This window comes from Actinomycetota bacterium (assembly GCA_035759705.1).
Classification (GTDB): Bacteria; Actinomycetota; CADDZG01; order JAHWKV01; family JAHWKV01; genus JAJCYE01.
On sequence record DASTUJ010000071.1, the window covers coordinates 1 to 18,137 of the forward strand.

At 67.4% G+C, this 18,137-nt stretch carries 20 protein-coding genes; 3 read left to right on the top strand and 17 right to left on the bottom strand.

What is annotated here, in order from left to right:
* The 5 genes from VFV09_04695 to VFV09_04715 all read right to left on the bottom strand — a co-directional run.
* A partial coding sequence (locus tag VFV09_04695; GenBank protein ID HEU4867011.1) for a carboxypeptidase M32 occupies positions 1 to 958 on the bottom strand: 958 nt, incomplete at its 3' end.
* 13 nt (positions 959 to 971) lie between these two features.
* The gene (locus VFV09_04700; GenBank protein ID HEU4867012.1) at positions 972 to 3,125 is read right to left on the bottom strand and encodes a heavy metal translocating P-type ATPase; all 2,154 of its coding nucleotides are present in this window, start codon (positions 3,123 to 3,125) and stop codon (positions 972 to 974) included.
* Between the two features lie 62 nt (positions 3,126 to 3,187).
* Positions 3,188 to 3,439 (bottom strand): heavy-metal-associated domain-containing protein, encoded by a 252-nt coding sequence (locus VFV09_04705; protein HEU4867013.1) that lies wholly within the window; start codon positions 3,437 to 3,439, stop codon positions 3,188 to 3,190.
* A gap of 111 nt (positions 3,440 to 3,550) precedes the next feature.
* Positions 3,551 to 4,132: an LPXTG cell wall anchor domain-containing protein gene (locus tag VFV09_04710; GenBank protein HEU4867014.1), complete on the bottom strand. Its 582-nt coding sequence runs from the start codon at positions 4,130 to 4,132 to the stop codon at positions 3,551 to 3,553.
* 82 nt (positions 4,133 to 4,214) lie between these two features.
* Positions 4,215 to 5,573: a sigma-70 family RNA polymerase sigma factor gene (locus VFV09_04715; protein ID HEU4867015.1), complete on the bottom strand. Its 1,359-nt coding sequence runs from the start codon at positions 5,571 to 5,573 to the stop codon at positions 4,215 to 4,217.
* A 139-nt stretch (positions 5,574 to 5,712) separates the two neighbouring features.
* Between VFV09_04715 and VFV09_04720 the strand changes: the two genes are divergently transcribed.
* The gene (locus VFV09_04720) at positions 5,713 to 6,297 is read left to right on the top strand and encodes a sugar O-acetyltransferase (protein ID HEU4867016.1); all 585 of its coding nucleotides are present in this window, start codon (positions 5,713 to 5,715) and stop codon (positions 6,295 to 6,297) included.
* Here the strand turns inward: VFV09_04720 and VFV09_04725 are convergent.
* From VFV09_04725 to VFV09_04745, 5 genes are read right to left on the bottom strand one after another with little or no spacing between them, the layout of a single operon-like run.
* The gene (locus VFV09_04725; protein ID HEU4867017.1) at positions 6,275 to 6,988 is read right to left on the bottom strand and encodes an LLM class flavin-dependent oxidoreductase; all 714 of its coding nucleotides are present in this window, start codon (positions 6,986 to 6,988) and stop codon (positions 6,275 to 6,277) included. The two genes, VFV09_04720 and VFV09_04725, sit on opposite strands and share 23 nt — an antisense overlap.
* A complete protein-coding gene (locus tag VFV09_04730) occupies positions 6,985 to 7,728 on the bottom strand; it encodes a hypothetical protein (GenBank protein HEU4867018.1) in 744 nt (247 codons plus the stop codon). The genes VFV09_04725 and VFV09_04730 overlap by 4 nt, the downstream gene beginning before the upstream one ends.
* A gap of 21 nt (positions 7,729 to 7,749) precedes the next feature.
* Complete coding sequence (locus VFV09_04735; GenBank protein HEU4867019.1) at positions 7,750 to 8,145, bottom strand: YkvA family protein; 396 nt, start codon at positions 8,143 to 8,145, stop codon at positions 7,750 to 7,752.
* Positions 8,135 to 9,100, bottom strand: a complete 966-nt coding sequence (locus tag VFV09_04740) for an ROK family protein (GenBank protein ID HEU4867020.1) — start codon at positions 9,098 to 9,100, stop codon at positions 8,135 to 8,137. The genes VFV09_04735 and VFV09_04740 overlap by 11 nt, the downstream gene beginning before the upstream one ends.
* Positions 9,101 to 9,118: 18 nt before the next feature.
* Positions 9,119 to 10,258, bottom strand: coding sequence for an AI-2E family transporter (locus VFV09_04745; protein ID HEU4867021.1), 1,140 nt, complete (start codon positions 10,256 to 10,258; stop codon positions 9,119 to 9,121).
* 58 nt (positions 10,259 to 10,316) lie between these two features.
* On the opposite strand from VFV09_04745, the gene VFV09_04750 reads away from it, so the two are divergent.
* Positions 10,317 to 11,072, top strand: a complete 756-nt coding sequence (locus VFV09_04750; protein ID HEU4867022.1) for an alpha/beta fold hydrolase — start codon at positions 10,317 to 10,319, stop codon at positions 11,070 to 11,072.
* A 13-nt stretch (positions 11,073 to 11,085) separates the two neighbouring features.
* Here VFV09_04750 and VFV09_04755 read toward each other — a convergent pair whose 3' ends face one another.
* The 7 genes from VFV09_04755 to ispG form a co-directional block, all read right to left on the bottom strand.
* Complete coding sequence (locus tag VFV09_04755) at positions 11,086 to 12,255, bottom strand: glycosyltransferase (protein ID HEU4867023.1); 1,170 nt, start codon at positions 12,253 to 12,255, stop codon at positions 11,086 to 11,088.
* 184 nt (positions 12,256 to 12,439) lie between these two features.
* The gene (locus VFV09_04760; protein ID HEU4867024.1) at positions 12,440 to 13,201 is read right to left on the bottom strand and encodes a metallophosphoesterase; all 762 of its coding nucleotides are present in this window, start codon (positions 13,199 to 13,201) and stop codon (positions 12,440 to 12,442) included.
* Positions 13,202 to 13,207: 6 nt separating this feature from the next.
* Entirely contained in the window at positions 13,208 to 14,002 is a 795-nt protein-coding gene (locus VFV09_04765) for an undecaprenyl diphosphate synthase family protein (protein HEU4867025.1), read from the bottom strand.
* Positions 13,999 to 14,970 carry a polyprenyl synthetase family protein gene (locus VFV09_04770; protein HEU4867026.1) on the bottom strand — a complete coding sequence of 324 codons (972 nt, stop codon included), beginning with the start codon at positions 14,968 to 14,970 and terminating at the stop codon, positions 13,999 to 14,001. The genes VFV09_04765 and VFV09_04770 overlap by 4 nt, the downstream gene beginning before the upstream one ends.
* A 24-nt stretch (positions 14,971 to 14,994) precedes the next feature.
* Complete coding sequence (locus tag VFV09_04775) at positions 14,995 to 15,441, bottom strand: secondary thiamine-phosphate synthase enzyme YjbQ (protein HEU4867027.1); 447 nt, start codon at positions 15,439 to 15,441, stop codon at positions 14,995 to 14,997.
* 16 nt (positions 15,442 to 15,457) lie between these two features.
* Positions 15,458 to 16,384, bottom strand: a complete 927-nt coding sequence (locus VFV09_04780) for a 4-hydroxy-3-methylbut-2-enyl diphosphate reductase (GenBank protein HEU4867028.1) — start codon at positions 16,382 to 16,384, stop codon at positions 15,458 to 15,460.
* A complete protein-coding gene (ispG, locus tag VFV09_04785; GenBank protein HEU4867029.1) occupies positions 16,377 to 17,546 on the bottom strand; it encodes a flavodoxin-dependent (E)-4-hydroxy-3-methylbut-2-enyl-diphosphate synthase in 1,170 nt (389 codons plus the stop codon). Before ispG ends, VFV09_04780 begins: the two co-directional genes overlap by 8 nt.
* Positions 17,547 to 17,804: 258 nt before the next feature.
* Between ispG and VFV09_04790 the strand changes: the two genes are divergently transcribed.
* Positions 17,805 to 18,137, top strand: a complete 333-nt coding sequence (locus VFV09_04790; GenBank protein ID HEU4867030.1) for a hypothetical protein — start codon at positions 17,805 to 17,807, stop codon at positions 18,135 to 18,137.

Here is an 18,137-nt window from a genome sequence, read left to right on the forward strand (position 1 = left end):
CCAGCGCTGCGGCGGCGTTGGCGAATTCGCCCTCCCAAAAGGCCAGGCTGCGGCCGACGTGGTTCTCCCACAGGCGGGACTGCGACTCGTCGACCCCCAGCGACACCGAGGCCCCGATGGTGGTCTCCACCCAATCCTCTCGCTGGCCGAGGTGGTACATGCCGTGGCCCATCTCGTGCAGGGTGGCGAGGATCGCCTCCTTGGGGTCGTCGGTCCGGACCCGGGTGGTGACCCGGGCGTCCCGGGGGCCCACACCCGAGGTGAACGGGTGGGCCGACAGATCGAGGCGGCCGGCCTCCATGTCGTAACCCATGCGGCCGAGGAGGCCGGCACAGTACTTGATGACTGCGTCCGCGTCGTAGGGCCCCGCCGGCAGGGTCCGGGTGCCGTCCTCCTTCTCCGCAACCGCTTCGAGGGTAGGCGTGATGCCGGCGGTGACGGAGTCGAACATCGGCTGCAACTGCTCGGCAGTTGCGCCCCGCTCGAACAGGTCCAGGTGGGCGTCGTAGGGCTCTCTGGCGTAACCGAGGTGCTCGGCCTGCTGCGCCTTCAGATCCAGCATCCGCTGGAGGAGGGGCTCGAAGATCGAAAAGTCGTCGGCAGTGCGTGCCTGTACCCAAGCCGTCTGGGACCTCGAAGCCATCTCGGCCATCTCCCGGACCAGCGCCGGGGGCAGCTTGACCGCTTTGTCCCGTGACCGTTTCGCCAGGTCGACCATGGCCCGGCGCTCGGCGTCCAGGTCCTGCCGGCCGAGCTCGTCGATGAGGTCGCCGTACTCGGTGCTGGTCAGCCGCTCGTGCTCGATTGAGGCCAGGGTGCCGGTCGCCGCCGCGCGCCCGGGGGCCGCCTTGGGCGGCATCAGGGTCTGCTCGTCCCAGCCCAGCAGGCCGGCGATGCTCTCCAGGTGGCGCAGCTCACGCATGCGGGCGCTGAACTTCTCCCAGGCGTCTTCGCTCATTGGCCCAGCTTACTTAGAAGTGGCGGAGGCGCAGAGCGTTGGCCACCACGCTGACGCTCGAGAACGCCATCGCGCCGGCGGCGATACCCGGCGAAAGCTTGCCGAAGGCCGCGAGCGGAATCGCGGCCACGTTGTAGGCGAAGGCCCAGAACAGGTTCTGGTGGATGACCCTCAGCGTCTTGCGGGCCAGCCCGATCGCGGCCGGGATTCGGGTGGGGTCGGCGCTGATCAGCGTGATGTCGGAAGCCTCGATTGCCACGTCTGCTCCGGTGCCGATTGCGATTCCGAGGTCCGCCTGGGTCAGGGCGGGGGCGTCGTTGATGCCGTCGCCGACCATGGCGACGATCTTGCCCTCGGCCTGGAGCCGGCGGATCTCGTCGACCTTCCCGCCGGGCAGAACTCCGGCGATCACCCGGTCGATCTTCACCTCGCGGGCGATGGCCGAGGCCGCGACGTGGTTGTCCCCGGTGATCATCGCCACCTCGACGCCCGCCTTCTTCAGCTCGGCAACCGCCTCGATGGACCCCTTGCGGAGGCGATCGGACAGAGCTACCAGGCCCCGGGCCTCGCCGTCCCAGCCGACCGCAACGACGGTTTTGCCCTGCTCCTGCAGCGCCCGGGCCCGGTCCTTCAGCTCCTCGGACCGAAGCAGCCCCCGCTCCTGGAGCAGCAGCGCCTTGCCGACTACCACCTCGCCGCCGCCGATCACACCGTGGACCCCGAATCCCGTCGACGACCGGAATTCGGTGACCGGCAAAAGGGTGAGCCCCCTCTCGTTCGCCGCCGCAACCACCGCCCGGCCGATCGGGTGCTCGGACCCCGACTCAACCGAGGCTGCCCGCACCAGGACATCGTCCTCGGTCAGGTCCGCGGTGGTCACCACATCGGTGACGGTCATCCTGCCTTCCGTAAGCGTGCCGGTCTTGTCGAGCACCACGGCGTCCAGCTTCCCGGACCTCTCGAAGACCTCGCCGCCCCGGATCAGCACGCCCATCTCGGCCCCCCGTCCGCTGCCGGCCATGATCGCTGTCGGCGTAGCCAGGCCCATGGCACACGGGCAGGCGATTATCAGGACTGCGATCGAGGTGATCAGGGCCAGCTCGGCACTCCCGGAGGACAGATACCAAGCGGCAAAGGTAGCGAGGGCGATCACCAGCACGACCGGGACGAACACCCCGGCGACCCTGTCGGCCAGCCGCTGGACCGGCGCCTTGGAACCCTGGGCCTGCTTGACCAGCTCGACGATCTGGGCGAGGGCCGTCGCAGTCCCCACCCGGTTGGCAACCACCTCGAGCCGGCCCTGCTGGTTGAGGGTGCCGCCGAAAACCTCGTCGCCCTGGACCTTGTCGACCGGGACCGGCTCACCGGTCAGCATCGACTCGTCCACGGCGCTGCTTCCGCTCATCACGGTTCCGTCGACGGCGACGCGCTCACCGGGGCGGACCACCAGGACATCGCCCGGCATGACCCGCTCCACCGGCACGGTGACCTCCTCGCCGTTGACCAGGCGAGTGGCGTTCTTGGCCCCCAGCTCCACCAGACGGGCGATGGCCCCGGAGGTCTGGCCGACGGCCCGGGCCTCGAAGTACTTGCCCAGCAGGATCAGGGTGATGATGGCCGCGGCAGTCTCGAAGTAAACCGCGTGGCCGCCGGTGAGCAGCGACCACGTGCTGAACCCGAAGGCGCTAAGGCTCCCGACGGCAATCAGAGTGTCCATGTTCGTCTGCAGGCGGCGGAGTCGGGCGGCGGCGGAGCGGAGGAAGTGCCACCCTCCCCAGAACTGCACCGGAGCCGACAGGATCAAGCCAAGCCAGGCCATCTGCGTGTGGTCCATGCCCAGCGCGGCGCCCAGCCGGGGGATGAAGTGGAGGACGACCAGCGGGAGGGTCAGCGCGGCCGACACAAGGAGGCGGGTCCGCAGCTTGGCGGCCTGGGCGTCGTCGTCCCGGCCCCAGGCCCCCTCGGGCTGAACCGCCTCCATGCCGTACCCCGCCCGCTCGGTGGCGGCGACCAGGTCGGCCGGTGCTACGCCATCTTTGAGCGACACCACCGCCTGGCCGCCGGCGTAGTTCACGAAGGCGCTTTCCACGCCGGGCACCTTGCTGAGGGCCTTCTCGACCCGCATCGCGCACGACGCGCACGTCATCCCCGAGACCCTGAAGGTCAGATCCGTTACTTCAGACCCGGACCCCCCGGAGTTTTCGGCGACGTGCGGTGCTTCGGGACTTCCTACGCTGATGGCTTCTCCCCGATCTGGTGTACCTGTGCTGCAGCGGGACCGACGCCGTACCCTTCGCCCTCGATGGCGGCGACGATGCTGGCCAGCTGCAGTGCTTCGTCGTTGTAGTTGACGGTGACGTCCTTACGGTCGAGGTTCACCTTCACCGACTCCACGCCGTCGAGCTTGCCTACTGCGCCCTCGATTGCGTTGATGCAGTGGTGGCAGCTGACTTCGGGAACTTCCAGCACTTTCTCGGCCATTTACTCCTCCTGAAACTAGGTTGAATACCAGTGTCACATACCCCCGGGGGGTATGCAAAGAGCAGGTCCCGGGACGGTCCCTGCTCTTTTCAACCTACGCCTTGCTTGCGGTTACATGCGCTCAAGGGAGGCCGCAGCGTCGTCCTGCGCCTGGCGCCGGCGGCGGGCGTAGAACCACAACAGCCCGGAGCTCAACAGGGCCAGCCCCACCCATCCGGCGGAGGACCCGTCGGACTGCTCGACGGCGGGGCTTGCTGCGATCTCAAGGTCGGGAACTCCGTCGACGGCTTCGGAAACAACCGGTTCCTCGGCCTTGGGCTCCTGAACCTCGTAGTCGGGGGCGACTTTGGGATCCGGGTCTTCGTCTACGCCGGGCTCCGGGTCCACCGGGGGCTCCGGGTCCACCGGAGGCTCGGGGTCGGGGCCGGGTTCCGGCGCCTTCTCGTCAAGCTGGTCCTCCACGCACTGAAGGCCGTTGGGCCCCATCTCCAGGTCGCACAGCTCTGCCTGCTTGGGCTGCTGCACGCACTGCGGTCCGTTCGGCCCCTGCTCCAGGTCGCAGATCGGGAAGGGAGCGGCCGAGGCGGCCGGCGCCAGGAAAAAAAGTGAGGCGATCGTCAGGCCGGAGCCGGTTGCGACGAAGTGGACAACCCGGTTGGCGGTGATTCGGGTCCTGCAGGTGATTGCGTTCATTTGAGGTCTCCTGTCCGTTGGTTGCTTACGGAGACAGGAGGCGCTGCGAGCAGAAACCCTTACAAAAAATCCTGAATCTTTTCTACCGCGGGATGGGGTCCCGCGGAGGATCGTCGTCCCCGGGTTCGGTCGTTCGGGGATCTTCTTCGTCGTCCTCGCTCGGGACCCCGTCTTCTCCGTCCTCACCGGATGCCCCGGGCCGGCCCGGATCGCCGGGAGGCGGCTTTGGGCTGACCGACGGTGTTGGGGAGGGCCGCGGGTTGGGGTCAACGGCCGGCCGGGTCGAAGGAACCGGCTTGGGCTGGGGTTTGGGCAGGACAACCGGCTTGGGAGACATCTTTTTCTGGCCGTCGGCGGGCGCGGCCGCTTCGACCGAGACCTCGGGGCTCGGAGAGACCTCCGGGGTCTTTAGGACTTCGTCGTTGAAGACCAGCGGGTAGGAGGGGTCAAGGGTGGTCTTCACCTCGACCAAAACCTTCTCCTCCGGAGCGCTGCCCATGAGCGCCACGGTCGGCACCGCCAGCAGCAGGACCAGGACGATCACCGCTGCCACCATCGCAGCCAGGGGCGGGCGGCGGCGGCGGGCCATCGGGGGCGGGAAACCGCCGTTGTTGGAGGGCCAGCGCTCCTTGCCGTAGTCGTTCTGGGCGTCGACGGAGTCCACGTCGCTCTCGAATCCCACGAGCTGCATCTTCTCCAGCACCGCCTCCCGGGCGTAGGCCGGGGCTGCGATCAACGGCACGGCGCCGAGCATGGCCGCCGGGCTCACGATCCGCTTGCGGAGCTCTCCGCAGATCTCGCACCCGTCGACGTGGCGGGCGACCCGCTTGCGCCAGGTGGCGGTGAACCGGCCGTCCCAGGGCTTCAGGATCGCTTCGAGCTTGCGGCAGTCCTTGCTCCCCTGGCGGGCGACCATCAGGGCGCCGAGCGAACGCTCCACCTGGTCGCGCATCCGGCTGAGCATCACGTAGGCGTGGCCGGGGGTGACGCCGAGGGCGTCGCCCAGCTCCCGCCCTTCGAGTCCCTGGCGCAGGTGCAGGTCCATGACAATGCGGTCCTGGGCCCCCAGACCTTCGGCGGCCTCCTGGAAAAGGATCGCCAGCTCGCTCTGGGCGGCTACCTCCGAGGGGCCGGCGGAGGTGTCGGCCAGCTCGAAATCTTCGTCCAGGGGGTCCAGCTTGCCGGAGCGCTTCAGGCTCTTCATCGCGAGGTGGCGGGCGATGGCGTAAAGCCACGGCCGCAGCTTCTCGGGGTCCCGCAGCTGGTCCATGCGCGCGGCTGCGGTAAGGAAGGTGTCCTGGAGGAGGTCGGCCGCGTCCTCCCGGTTCCGGACGACGGTGCAGAGGAAACTGAAGATCCGGTCCGAGTACCGGTCGTAGATGTCTGCGAAGGCTTGTTTGTCGCCTTCGCAGGCCGCCCGTACAAGCGGTGCGTCATCCATTGCCAGATCATAGTAGTCCACCTTCCGCCCCCGGAATCGCTCGATTTCCATTGGCCGCCGCAACGGCGACAGAGGGTAGAGGCGGGAAGGCGCCAGAACTTACGACTTTCCGGCAACTTCTTTTGGGTAGATTCAAAGGATGTCCCCCAACGACCCACCCGCCCGCTCCCATCGGGAGCTGATGCTCGCAGGCGAGCTCTACATCGCGGACGACCCGGATCTGGCGGCGGATAGCCGCCGGGCGCTGAAGTTGATGGAGCGGTTCAACCAGAGCTCGGTCGACGAGCCCGAGCTTCGACGCCAGTTGCTCGACGAGCTGCTGGGCGGGATCGGCGAAGGCTCGGAGCTAAGGCCGCCGTTGTATTGCGACTACGGCCGCCACATCACCATTGGCGCCCGGACGTTCGTCAACTTCGGGCTGACCGCACTGGATGTCGCCCGGATCACCATCGGCGACGACGTGCAGATCGGCCCCAACGTCCAGCTGCTGACCCCGACCCACCCGGTCGAGCCCGGCCCCAGGCGGGACAAGTGGGAGGCGGCCAAGCCGGTAGTCATCGAGGACAACGTGTGGCTGGGCGGCGGCGCGATTGTGCTGCCGGGCGTCACCGTGGGGGCCAACTCGGTCGTCGGCGCCGGCGCCGTGGTAACCCGCTCCCTGCCACCGAACGTCGTGGCGGTAGGGAACCCGGCCCGGGTTATCAGGACCCTTGACGGGGGTTGAAGTCCGACAGCATGGCAATCTTCTCTTTGTAGTTGTGGGCGCCCGCTGCCACCACTGCGTGGTCGGCCCCGAGCTCCACCAGGCGCTCCAGCTCTTCGACCGATGCCTTCGGCGCCCCCCAGCCCAGCGGGATGTCCGGACCGGCCGCCCGGGCCCGCCGGAGGCGTTTCTCGAAGTCTTCGACCGAGCCCCAGTAGTTCCACCCGTCCGCTTTGGGGATCAGGTCCATCACCCAGTGGCTGGCGCCCCCGACCCACACCGGCACTCCCGGCAGCTCCGCCCGAAACAGGTCCAGGTGCCGCTCCAGCTCGGCCGCCCGCTCGGCGGGCGGCGGGTACTCCAAACCGTAGGCGAGCTGCTCGTCGGCCGTCCGGTTGTCCCCGATTCCGAGGCCGACTACCACCCGGCCCGGGGCGATCATTTCCATTGTCCCCGCCATGCTCAGCAGAACCCGCCGGTTCCGCAGGGTCGTCCGGAGCACCAGGCTTCCGACGGTGATGGTTTTGGTCGATGCGGCCACCGCGGCCAGGGCAGTCCACGCCTCCAGGACCGGACGGTCCCGATGGGGCACTCCCCACAGGTTGTCGAACACCCACACCGAGTCCAGCCCGGAGTCCTCGGCCAGCCGGGCGGCGCCCAGCAGGTCTTCGGGGCTGGTTTCGAACTGCGGAAGGATGATGCCGGTCTTCACGTCGTCACCAGCAGGTCGAGAATGAACTGCGCCGCCAGCGCGGTCAGCGAGGCGATGTAGAGCAGCCCGGTGGCCGACTGCGTCGAGCGGTCCCTGACCGTCGCCCGGACCATCCCCATCAGCGCCGCGGTCGTCGCGAGAAGGAACAGCCAGGTCCACCAGTAGGACGACGAGGCGTAGGTCATGATCCCGGCGGGCACCGCCCCCTCGAGAAGTTCGGCCCGCGTGAGAATCCCGGCGGCTGCCGACAGCCCCAGCAGGGCGAAGATCACCCTGGTCTGCTCCTTAAGCGGCTCGATCGGCATCCGGGCCTGGTTGAGGTACCAGTGACCGAGGATCATGCCGTGCGTGACCCCGCCCAGCACCAGGGCCCCGAGCACGCTGTGGACGGTCCCGAAGGTGCACCCTCCCTCGCAGACCTCCCACCCGGCGGCGCCGATCAACGCCAGCGAGACGAGGGTCCCGAGGGCCCCGGTAAGCCACTCCAGAAGCGGCCGCTGGCTGTAGACGGCCAGAAGGAACAGCAGGTAGGCCGCGGTGGCGGCAAACGCCAGGAGCTCCAGGTAACCGGGCAGCACGAAGGCCAGCAGCAGCATCAGCGGCCACAGCACCCAGGTGGTCGACCGGTAGTAGCCCCGCTTGACCATCTTGTAGCGGAGGCTGGCCAGCCACATGAAGCAGAAGATCCCCGCCAGCAGCTGGATGGACGTGAGACTGAAAGCCCCCCGGGGGCCTGTCATGAGATCCAAGGGTCGTCGGGGCTAGTGCTGTTCTGAGGGGTAGAGCGTCTTCATGAGCTGGGGAGGAACGAACTCAACCGCTGTGCTCACAATCGAGCGGATCGAGTCCAGGACCGCCTGGTCGCCCTCCCAGTACTCGTCCAGGATTGCCTTGGGAGTGTGGTTCAGTATCGAGTCGATGCCGACACAGACCATGATGATGTCGTCCAGGCGGCCTATTCCGGGCAGCCAGTCCGGGATGAGGTCCACCGGCATGACGACGTAGGCCGCGATCCCGGCAAAAATCAGCTTGTTGCGCTTCGGCACCCGGGGGTCCTTCGCCAGGCCCCTGGCCAGGCGGGCGATGTTCTGAGCATCCCGAGCGACCCGTCCCAACAGATCGGGCAGGTTCGCCTTCTTGACGATCTCAACCACCATGCGTCTCTCCGATCCCCCGGGCCGATGCGGCCTCGAGTGAAAGTTGGGCCGCCCCAACTACTCCGGCATCATTACCTAGGCTAGCCGATACCACGGGCGGAGGGTCCACCTGCCCCTTGTATCGGGCACCAAGCTCCTCACGGGCGGCACCAAGGATCGACTCACCCTCCTCCAGCACTCCCCCGCCGACGACTATCAACTCCGGGTCGAAAGCTTTGGCCAGACCGGCCAGCCCGACGCCCAGCAGGGTCCCGAGGTCCCACAACAGCTCGATGGCGAACGGGTCGTGCGTGTCCGCCGCCCTCCCCACCGTCGCCCCCGTGATGTCCTCCACCCTGCCCTTCGCGATCCGCAGGACCTCCGAGTCCGGGTAGTCGACCACCCGCTCCCGGGCCATCCGGCCCAGCGCCGTCCCCGACGCCACCGCCTCCAGGCAGCCGCGCGACCCGCAGTTGCACGCCGGACCGTCGAGCGTCACCGGCATGTGACCGAACTCGGCCGCAAAACCCCGGCTTCCCCGGTACAGGCGGCCGTCCAGGACCACGCCGCCGCCGATGCCGGTCCCCACGGTGACCATCAACATGTTGAGGCTGCCCCTGCCCGCTCCGAACCGATTTTCGGCCCATGCCGCTGCGTTGGCGTCGTTCTCGACCACCACAGGCAGCCCGTACTCACGGGAAAGATCTTCCCCGATGTCGGGGTTGCTAAAGCTGAGGTTGGGGGCGAACAGGATCCGCCCCGACGGGTACTCGACGAACCCGGCCACCGCCAGGCCGATTGCCTCGATGGGCTTGGTCGCCTCCGCCAGGAACAGGTCGACCGCCTCGGGAAGCGCGTCCACGCCCTCTTCGCGGTCGGTGGGCACGCGGGTCTTGCTGATGATCGTGCCCTCTTCGTCGACGACCGCGCCCAGGATCTTCGTTCCGCCGATGTCGACTCCCAGGCTGTATCGCACGCTGTCGATACTAATGGACTACGTAGCGTCCTCCGCCGGCTTGGCCGTGGTCACGGGTTGTCTCGTCGACACGTCGGGGGCGGCCGGCGGCTTCAGTCGCCGCACCCGCTTCTTTGCGGAGGGCTCCAGGCGGTTGCGCAGCCAGAGGTCCCGCACGACGACCTTGGCAGCTGCCGCCAGCGGCAGGGCCAGGAGGGCGCCGACGAAACCGAGGATCGACCCGCCGATCAGCACCGACACGATGACCGCCGCCGGCGAAAGGTCCACCGCCTTCTTCATCACCCGGGGCGAGACGATGTAGTTCTCGATCTGCTGGTAAACGAGGATGTAGACCGCGGTGATGAGGGCGGTCGGGATGCTGACGAACGACGCTACCAGGATGCACAGCACCGCTCCGACCAGGGCGCCCACCGACGGGATCAGGGTGGTGATCGACACCCACATCGCCAGGGCGGCGGGGAACGGCAGGCCGATGATCAGGAACGCTATGAAAGCGCACACCCCCGCGATCACACAAACAGTGATCTGGCCGGACGCGTACCCTCCGATCTTCTCGGTCGCCCGGTCCATGAGGTCCCGGTACTCGTCCCGCTTGGAGGGGGGGAAAAGCGAGGAGACGCCGTCCTCGAGGGTCGGCAGGTTGCTGGCGAAGTACACCGTCAACACCAGGAGGGTCAGCAGGCTGAACAGGCCGCTGGCGATGTTCCCGAACACGCCCAGCACGGTTCCCACCGAGTTCTGGGCGATGTCCGGCGCCCGGTCGGCCAGCTTCTCCAGCTGCTCGGAGAGGTTGAACTGCTCCTCCAACTGTCCCACCGGACCGCCGACGTCCTCCAGGTGCTCGATGTAGTCCGGCACCCGGCGGGCAAAGGTCTGAACCTCGGCGGCGATCGGCGGGATGACCAGGACGAAAAAAAGCACGAGGAACCCGAGCGAGGTCAAAAGGATGATCGCGGTGGCGGCGCCCCGGCCCATGCGGCCCCGTCGCTGCAGCACCCGGATACCGGGGTCCATGCCCAGCGCCAGCACGGCGGCGATCACAATTAGAACCAGGACGCTGCGCGCCTGGTAGAGGGCTCCGATCAAGCCCACGACCAGGGCTACGCCGAACGCAAACTTGACGCCCCGCATCAACGTCGACTCCGGCTTATCGCTCACAACGGGCATTCTGTGTTAAACGATTGGGCAAAGCTAGTTAGGCGAGGAGGTACTGCCGGTGAAGCTGGGATACGACGAGGCGGGCGAGGGCAAGGTCCTGCTGCTGGTGCACGGCTTCCCGGCGGACCGCCGCCTCTGGGCGCACCAGGTGAGCGGCCTGTCGGACCTGCGCCGGGTGGTGGCCGTCGACCTCCGCGGGCGGGGAAAGAGCCCGGCGCCGGCCGAGGGCGGCTGGAGCATGACCACTCACGCCGACGACCTGGCCGAAACCATCGAGTCGTTGGGGGTGGACCAGGTGGACCTTGGGGGCATCTCGATGGGCGGCTACATCGCCTTCGCCTTCGCCCACCGCTACCCGCACCTGCTGCGCTCCCTGATCCTGGTAAGCACCAGGGCCATCGCCGACCCCCCCGAGTACAAAACCGGCCGGATTACCACCGCCGAGCGGGCCCGTCGCTTCGGAACCCGGGCGCTGGCAGGCAGCATGCTCCCGAACCTGCTGGCCGAAGGGGCCTCGCAGGAGGTCCAGGACGAGGTGCTGGTGATGTTCGACGACCTGCCGGCCGATACCTCGGCGGAGGATTCGCTGTCGATGAAGGACCGCCCCGACTCCACCTCGCTGCTGCCGTCCATTGCCGTCCCGACGCTGGTGATCGAGGGCGCCGGGGAGCAACTGCTGCCCGCAGGAACGGCCAAGGCCATGGCCGAGGCGATCCCGGGGGCCCGGCTGGTGTCGATCCCGCGCGCCGGCCACTTCGCCCCGGTGGAGAACCCGGACGCGGTGAACGGGGCGATCAGGGGGTTCCTGAGCTAGAACTCGTCCGGTTTCAGCTCGGTACAGAGCGCGCAAACCGTCGCGCGATGATCTCCGCCACCTCGTCCGGCCCGGGCATGCGATCCATCTCGGCGGCGCCCCGCTCCGCAGCCTCGCGGAACTGCGCCTCGTTCAGCAGCCGGAGCGTCGCCTCCCGCACCGACCCCGCCGTCACCGCCCCGGGCATCAGGGTCAGACCCACGCCGGCATCGGCGCACGCCTGTGCGTTGAGGAACTGGTCCGCAGCCTGAGGCAGGCACAGCTGAGGCAATCCGTGGCTGAGCGCCGCGAGGAACGTCCCGGACCCGGCGTGCGAGATCACCGCAGCGCAGCGGCCGAGCAGAGCGGTCTGCGGGATGTACCGGGCGACGTGCACGTTGCCGGGCTGCCCACCGAGGTCGTCCGGGTCCCCGGCCGGGCCGACCGTCACGACCACCTCGGCCTGCAACGACCCGGCGCCCTCGACCGCCGCCTTCAGCACGGAGATGTCCTGGGTGAAGACGGTGCCCATCGTGACGTAGAGCAGCGGTAGCGCGGGGTCGAGCTCGAACGGCAGCGGCTCCTGCGAAACCCCGGCGAAGGGCACCGGCCGGAGCGGCTGCACATGTGGAATGTAGGAGAGGTCTCCCGAGCTCAACCCCGGCGGGTAGATGTCGAGGTACAGGTGGTCGTAGCAACCGGCGTAGGGGCGGGGCTCCAGACCCATCTGCTCCCACAGCGGGTCGACGAACTCGCCCGCACGCTGCACCCGCTCGGCCGGCAGAACCGCCCCAAACCCGTGGTTGACGTTGGGGATGCCCAGGGACGCGGCAACCAGGGGCGCCGCCAGCTCCCCTGCGTCGCTGATCGTCAGGGCCGGCCGCCAGTCCCGGGCGGCCGGGAGCAGGTCCTGCAGCATCCCGGAAGCCAGTACAGCGCCGAAAAGACGGGAAAACGCAAATCCGGGGCGCTCCTCCGGCGGGAGTGCCGCTATCTCCGGAAACCGCTCGTACATCAACTTCAAGGCCTCGGAGATCTCGATGCCGGCAGGCGCCGTTCGTATCCCGGCCTCCTCGACCCGACCGCAGAGCGAAGAAGCGGTCGCCCAGAGAACTTCGTCGCCCCGGTCGAGAAAGGCTCGAGCCAGGGGCACCATCGGATGGACGTGGCCCCAGCCGGCAACGCTGCTGACGAGGATTCGCATGCCGGAAATCAAACGCCAAACCTCACCGCCTACACAAGTGGAGCTTGGTTGTCTCGGAGTAGAGCTTTGAGGGCCCGACTCCCAGCCCCCTCGAGGCTGCGGCGGTTGAGGACGAACAGCCGCCTCCAGCACGCGCTCCCAAAGGCGCCTGGGCTTCGGCGCGATCGCTGCCGCCCTTCAAGTCCTACGCCAGCGTGATTGCCCGTCGGGTGTGCCGGAAGTAGCCTGCGTTCAGGCAGTGGGTCTTGCCGATGTGGGTCGACGAGCAGAGCGGCTGGTGGATGTGGCCGAAGAAGGCCCGCCGGGGCTGGACCCGCCGGATGTACTCGGCCAGGCCCGCCGACCCCCTCTCGTGCCGGTTGGCGATCACGTCGAAGGTCAGCTCGGGGATGTCCGGAGGGACGTGGGAGCAGATGACGTCCACCTCGCCCAGCCCGTTCAGCTTGGCGTCGTACTCCTCCTCCGGAATCTCGCCCTGGATCTTCAGCGGCGTGGGCAGGCCCCCGCCCACAAATCCGATGCGCATGCCCTCCAGCTCGATCACCTTGCCGTCGACCATCTCGACGTGTTCGGGCAGGAGCTCGTGGGCGACCGCCGGGCTGTCGACGTTGCCGAGGATCAGGTAGGTCTTTTTCGGGAGGGTGGCGAAGACCTCCCGGTACTGGTTGGCGAACGCAAGCTGGAACTTGGCGGCGATCTCCGCCTCCCGGCCTTTGCGGCGCAGCGCCATCACGCTGCGGGCCTCCTCGAAGCGCCGCTGCGCCCGAAGGCCGATCACCTCTTCGACCGCGTCGACCCCGAAGATCTCGACGAGGATGCCGTCCTTGGTGTGGTAGTCGATGACGTTGATCAGGTCGCCGAGCAGCAGCAGCGTGTCGTCGGGGTCGACCTCCGCCGCGATCGCCTCGTGGGCGCCGTGGAGGTCGGATATGACCTTGATGGCCATAAAATGCTAGCCGCCGAAGCGGCGGATGCGGGCGGAGTACTCGAGAACCGTGTCCAGCACGTCCTGCTCCCGCAGGTCCGGAAACAGCTTGGGGGTGAACACCATCTCGGCGTAGGTGGACTGCAGCGGCAGGAAGCCGGAGGAGCGCATCTCCCCGGAGGTCCGCCACACGATGTCCGGGTTGGGGTGCGGCTGGTTGGCGGTGTCCAGGAAGTCCTGGACGTTCAGCTCGGACGGGTGCTGGCCGGTCAGGCGGAGCTGGTCGTAAAGGCGCTCGATGGCCCGCTTGATCTCGTCGGCCCCGCCGTAGTTGATGGCCAGGTTCACGACGTTCTTCTCGTAGGAGCGGGTCTTCTGCTCGATGTTTATCAGCGCATCCCGCAGGCTCTCCGGCAGCCCGTCGGGGAAGCCGGCGGCGGCGGCCGCTTCCTGCGACCCGTCGGGAACACCCTCCAGGCGGCCGACGTGGATGACCCGCACCTGCTCGGAGATCGCCTCGTCCAGAAGGTCGGCGATCCACTCCTCGTAGAGGGCGAGCAGGGCCGAGACCTCCATCGGGGTGCGGCGCCAGTTCTCGGTCGAGAAGGCCCAGAAGGTGGCGGTGTGGATGCCGATCTTCCGGCAGAAACGGGAGAGCTGCTTGGCTACCTCAAACCCGGCCCGGTGTCCCGACGTGACCGACTCGTTCCGGGCCGCGGCCCACCGGCGGTTCCCGTCGGGGATGATCGCCAGGTGTTTGGGAATGCTGGCGCCGGCAGGAAGCTCAGCCTCGGCCTGAGGCGCCTCTGCGGCGCCTTTCAAGGGACGGGGACCCGATCAACGATCAACCGCGTCAGCCTTTCCAAAGTTGTCCGCGCCTCGCACTGCGGAGTCTTCTCGAGCGCCGCCAGCGCTTCGTCCACGTAAGCGGCCGCTTTGCCGATCGCCCGGTCGAACCCTCCGGTCCTGAAGGTGATGTCACGGAACCCGTCGACGTTCACCTCGGGCGACCCGAGCAGCTTGGCAACAGAGGGGTCGGCCTCCACGGCGTAGATCACGGGCAGGGTGTAGACGCCGTCCCTAAGGTCGGTGCCCGGCGGCTTGCCCAGCTCCTCCTCGCTTGCCGTGAGGTCCAAGAGGTCGTCCGCCACCTGGAACGCGTAGCCGAACGCCCAGCCGAAGTCCTTCAGCGCATCCACCGTCTCGTCGGAGCACCCGGCCAGGCGGGCGCCGAGCCGGACGGAGACCTCCAGCAGGGAGGCGGTCTTGCCGCCGATGGTGGTGATGTACTGCTCCTCGGTTCGGGTGGGGTCGTAGGTGGTCGAAAGCTCGTTGACCTGGCCCTGCACCACCTGGGCGATGGCGTCGGCCAGTGCCGCGGGCACCTCGCCCCCCACCTGGGCGGAGATCCAGGAGGCCCGGGCGAACAGGTAGTCGCCGGCCAGGATCGCGACCTTGTTGCCCCATGTCTCGTTGGCGCTGGGCACTCCCCGGCGCATGTCGGCCTCGTCGATGACGTCGTCGTGGTAGAGCGTGGCCAGGTGGGTCATCTCAATGGCGGCGGCCGTGATGTCGACGTTGTTGTTCGGACCGGAGCCGAAGTTGGCGCCCAGGATGCCCAGCGACGGACGCAGGCGCTTGCCGCCGGCCCGGGTCAGGTAGGTTGTCGACTCGGTCAAAAATGATGTTGCCGCCGAGGAGATGTCGTAGATGATCTCCTCGATCCTGGCCAGGTCCGGCGTGATGTCCGCCAGAACCGAACCGACTTCGTCTCTTGAGAGTGGCTCCATGCGCCTGCCTTTACCTAACGGGGACTAAACGCCGCAGACCTGGATCAGGACTTCCCTGTCCCGGGCGCGGTCGAACTCAACAAACATTACTCGCTGCCACTCGCCGAGCATCAGCGCACCCTCGCTCACCGGGATGTACTCGGACACCCGGCCGGCCATCAGGTACCGAAGATGGGCGTGGGCGTTCTTGGTCTCGTCGGGGTGCATGTTCTCGGTGCGGACGGTGAAGTCGTCGTGGAGGTAACCGTCGCCCGAGGGGACCAGCCGCTGCATCGTCGAGTCTATGTCCTTGAGCAGCCCGGATTCCTTCTCGTTGACCAGCAGCCCGCAGGTGGTGTGGGGCGAGTAGACCAGAGCGTAGCCCTCCTCGACACCCGAGGAGATCAGGGCTTTCTCGACGTCGGCAGTGATGTCGATCACATCAAATTCCTGAGCAGTCGCGATCTTTATGCGGTCTCGGTGGAATATCAACGTTCGTTCGCTTTCTCTAGGAGACGCTTGCCGGCAGGGGAAAACGGATGTCCTCGGTGGCCACCCTTACTTCTTCGAGCTCAACGATTCCTTGGCTTGCAAGGTGGGCGATTACCCGGTCGACCAGAACCTCCGGGGTCGAAGCGCCGGACGAGATTCCGATCGTCTCGGCCCGGTCGATCCACGACTGGTCGATGCCGGCCTCGTTCTCAACCAGGTACGACTCCGCCCCCGCCTCCCGGGCGACCTCGACCATACGGTTGGAGTTGGAGGAGTTGGCCGATCCGACTACCAGTACCAGGTCGGACATGCCGGCGATTTTGCGGACTGCGACCTGCCGGTTCTGGCTGGCGTAGCAGATGTCGTCCTTGGTCGGCCCGACGATCAGCGGGAACTTCTTCCGAAGGGCGCCGACGACGCTTTGCGACTCGTCGACTGAAAGCGTGGTCTGGGAGACGAAGGCCAGGTTCTCCGGGTCGGTGACCTCAAGGGCCGCGGCCTCCTCGGCGTTTTGGACGACGATCGTGCGATCCGGCGCCTGCCCGAAGGTCCCGTCGACCTCCTCGTGGCCGTTGTGGCCGATGAGGACAATCGTCTTGCCCTGTTTGGAGAACCGCTGGGCCTCGACGTGCACCTTGGTCACCAGCGGACAGGTGGCGTCGATCAACGTTAGGTTGCGGTTGCGGGCGTTGGCGTAGACCGTGGGGGCTGAGCCGTGGGCGCTCAGGACGCACACCGAACCCTCCGGGATCTCCTCCTCGCTGTCCACGAAGACGGCGCCCCGGGCCTCCAGGCCCCGGACCACGTGGAGGTTGTGGACGATCTGCTTGCGGACGTAGACCGGCGACCCGTGCTTCTCCAGGGCTTTCTCGACGATCTCCACCGCCCGGTCGACGCCGGCGCACCAGCCGCGGGGAGCAGCGATAAGAATCTTCTTAGCCATTCTTGGAGTCCGATCCCACGGCCACGGCCTCGGGCAGCGGTTTTACGGCCGCGGCGCCCGCCAGCTCTTTGGCGGCGGCGCTTTCCAGTGCGGCGTTCTCGGTGGCGACCTTGACCGCCTCGTCCAGAAGCGCGTCGACCATCTTGTCGGCGGGGACCCAGCCCAGCTGCTTGCCCCGGGAGAACAGCAGGCCGCGGCCCGGGCCGGCGGCGATGCCCACATCGGCGTCACGTGCCTCTCCCGGCCCGTTCACCTCGCAGCCCATGACTGCAATCTGGATCGGGGGGAGGTTCATCTTCTCCAGGCGCTCCTGCACCTGGCGGGTGAGCTCGATGACGTCCATCTCGGCCCGTCCGCACGAGGGGCAGGCGACCAGGTCGAAGGTCGTCCGGCGCAGGCCCAGGGTCTGCAGGATCTGCTTGGCGACCTTGACCTCCTCCACCGGGTCGGCGGTCAGGGAGACCCGGAGGGTGTCCCCGATCCCCTCGGAGAGCAGGGTCCCGATGCCGATGGCCGACTTCAGCGTTCCGTAGGGCGGGGGCCCTGCTTCGGTGACGCCGAGGTGCAGCGGGTAGTCGCACGCCTCGGCCAGCAGCCGGTAGGCGTCGATCATCTGGGGGACGTTCTGGTGCTTGACCGAGATCTTGATGGCGGTGAATCCGATGTCCTCCAGGATCTTGACCTCGTGGAGGGCGCTCTCGACCAGCGCTTCCGGGGTTGCTCCCCCGTACTTCGACAGCAGGCGCTTGTCCAGCGACCCGGCGTTGACGCCGACCCGGATGGGAACGCCGCGGTCGGCGGCCTCTTTGACGATGGTGCGGATCTGGTCGGCGTCCCGGATGTTGCCCGGGTTGAGCCTGAGGCCCGCGACGCCGGCCTCCAGCGCCATTATGGCCAGCCGGAACGAGAAGTGGATGTCGGCCACGATGGGGACCCCGGCCTCCTGCACGATCAACGGCAGCGCTGCCGCGTCGCCCGGGTGGGGCACCGCAACCCGGACGATGTCGGCGCCCTGGGTGGCCAGTGCGTGGGCCTGGATCAGGGTGGCCTGGATGTCGTCGGTTTTGGTGGTGCACATCGACTGGATGGCAATAGGAGAGCCGCCGCCGATCGGCACATTGCCCACCATGATCTTCTTTGAGTGACGCCTTGCTCTAATCATCTAAGTAAATGCTCGCAGCACTCAGAAAACTGAGCAAATGCTCAAATCCTTGTTTGTCTCTCATGGGGTCAAGCGTAGGCGAAGAATTCTGGCGGTCTGAGCACGACTTGTGGAGATTTCGTGGAGGTCGCCGAGGCGGCGCGGAATACATCCCGGGCGGCTGAGGTTGGGGTTTTTGATAGTACGATTGGGCGATCCGATGCTTTTCGAGCCTGCTGGGTTCCGCCGGCCGGTAAAGCCGGAGAATACGGAGAAGACGTGGAGATCATTCACCAGCAGGCAGACGGCGGCGGCGGCGACGGCCCGGAGTTCGTGTGGGACGGCAGCATGGAGGCGGGCCTCGTGGAGGCCATCAACGCCGAAGCCGAGACCGGACACGTGCACGGGCCTGACTGCGGGCACAGCCACCAGGTCGACCCCACCCCCGACATGGCCGAGCTGGAGGCCAACCTCATCGAGGTTGCCCACGCCCTTTCAGAGCGTTACGGAGACGCCGGCCCCAACCCCGAGCAGGAGAAGGAGTTCATGCGTGACTGGCTTCTCGGCAAAGGCCGATCGCAGGAGGAAGTTGACGCAATCCTCGCCGAGTAG

Excerpts from the sequence above, each read along its gene's own strand:
- VFV09_04715 (HEU4867015.1), bottom strand. The coding sequence starts at position 5,573 with ATGGATGACGCACCGCTTGTACGGGCGGCCTGCGAAGGCGACAAACAA.
- VFV09_04705 (HEU4867013.1), bottom strand. The coding sequence starts at position 3,439 with ATGGCCGAGAAAGTGCTGGAAGTTCCCGAAGTCAGCTGCCACCACTGC.
- VFV09_04770 (HEU4867026.1), bottom strand. The coding sequence starts at position 14,970 with ATGGAGCCACTCTCAAGAGACGAAGTCGGTTCGGTTCTGGCGGACATC.
- VFV09_04735 (HEU4867019.1), bottom strand. The coding sequence starts at position 8,145 with ATGGTGGTTGAGATCGTCAAGAAGGCGAACCTGCCCGATCTGTTGGGA.
- VFV09_04755 (HEU4867023.1), bottom strand. The coding sequence starts at position 12,255 with ATGCGAATCCTCGTCAGCAGCGTTGCCGGCTGGGGCCACGTCCATCCG.
- VFV09_04720 (HEU4867016.1), top strand. The coding sequence starts at position 5,713 with ATGTCCCCCAACGACCCACCCGCCCGCTCCCATCGGGAGCTGATGCTC.
- ispG (HEU4867029.1), bottom strand. The coding sequence starts at position 17,546 with ATGATTAGAGCAAGGCGTCACTCAAAGAAGATCATGGTGGGCAATGTG.
- VFV09_04780 (HEU4867028.1), bottom strand. The coding sequence starts at position 16,384 with ATGGCTAAGAAGATTCTTATCGCTGCTCCCCGCGGCTGGTGCGCCGGC.
- VFV09_04760 (HEU4867024.1), bottom strand. The coding sequence starts at position 13,201 with ATGGCCATCAAGGTCATATCCGACCTCCACGGCGCCCACGAGGCGATC.
- VFV09_04730 (HEU4867018.1), bottom strand. The coding sequence starts at position 7,728 with ATGACAGGCCCCCGGGGGGCTTTCAGTCTCACGTCCATCCAGCTGCTG.
- VFV09_04710 (HEU4867014.1), bottom strand. The coding sequence starts at position 4,132 with ATGAACGCAATCACCTGCAGGACCCGAATCACCGCCAACCGGGTTGTC.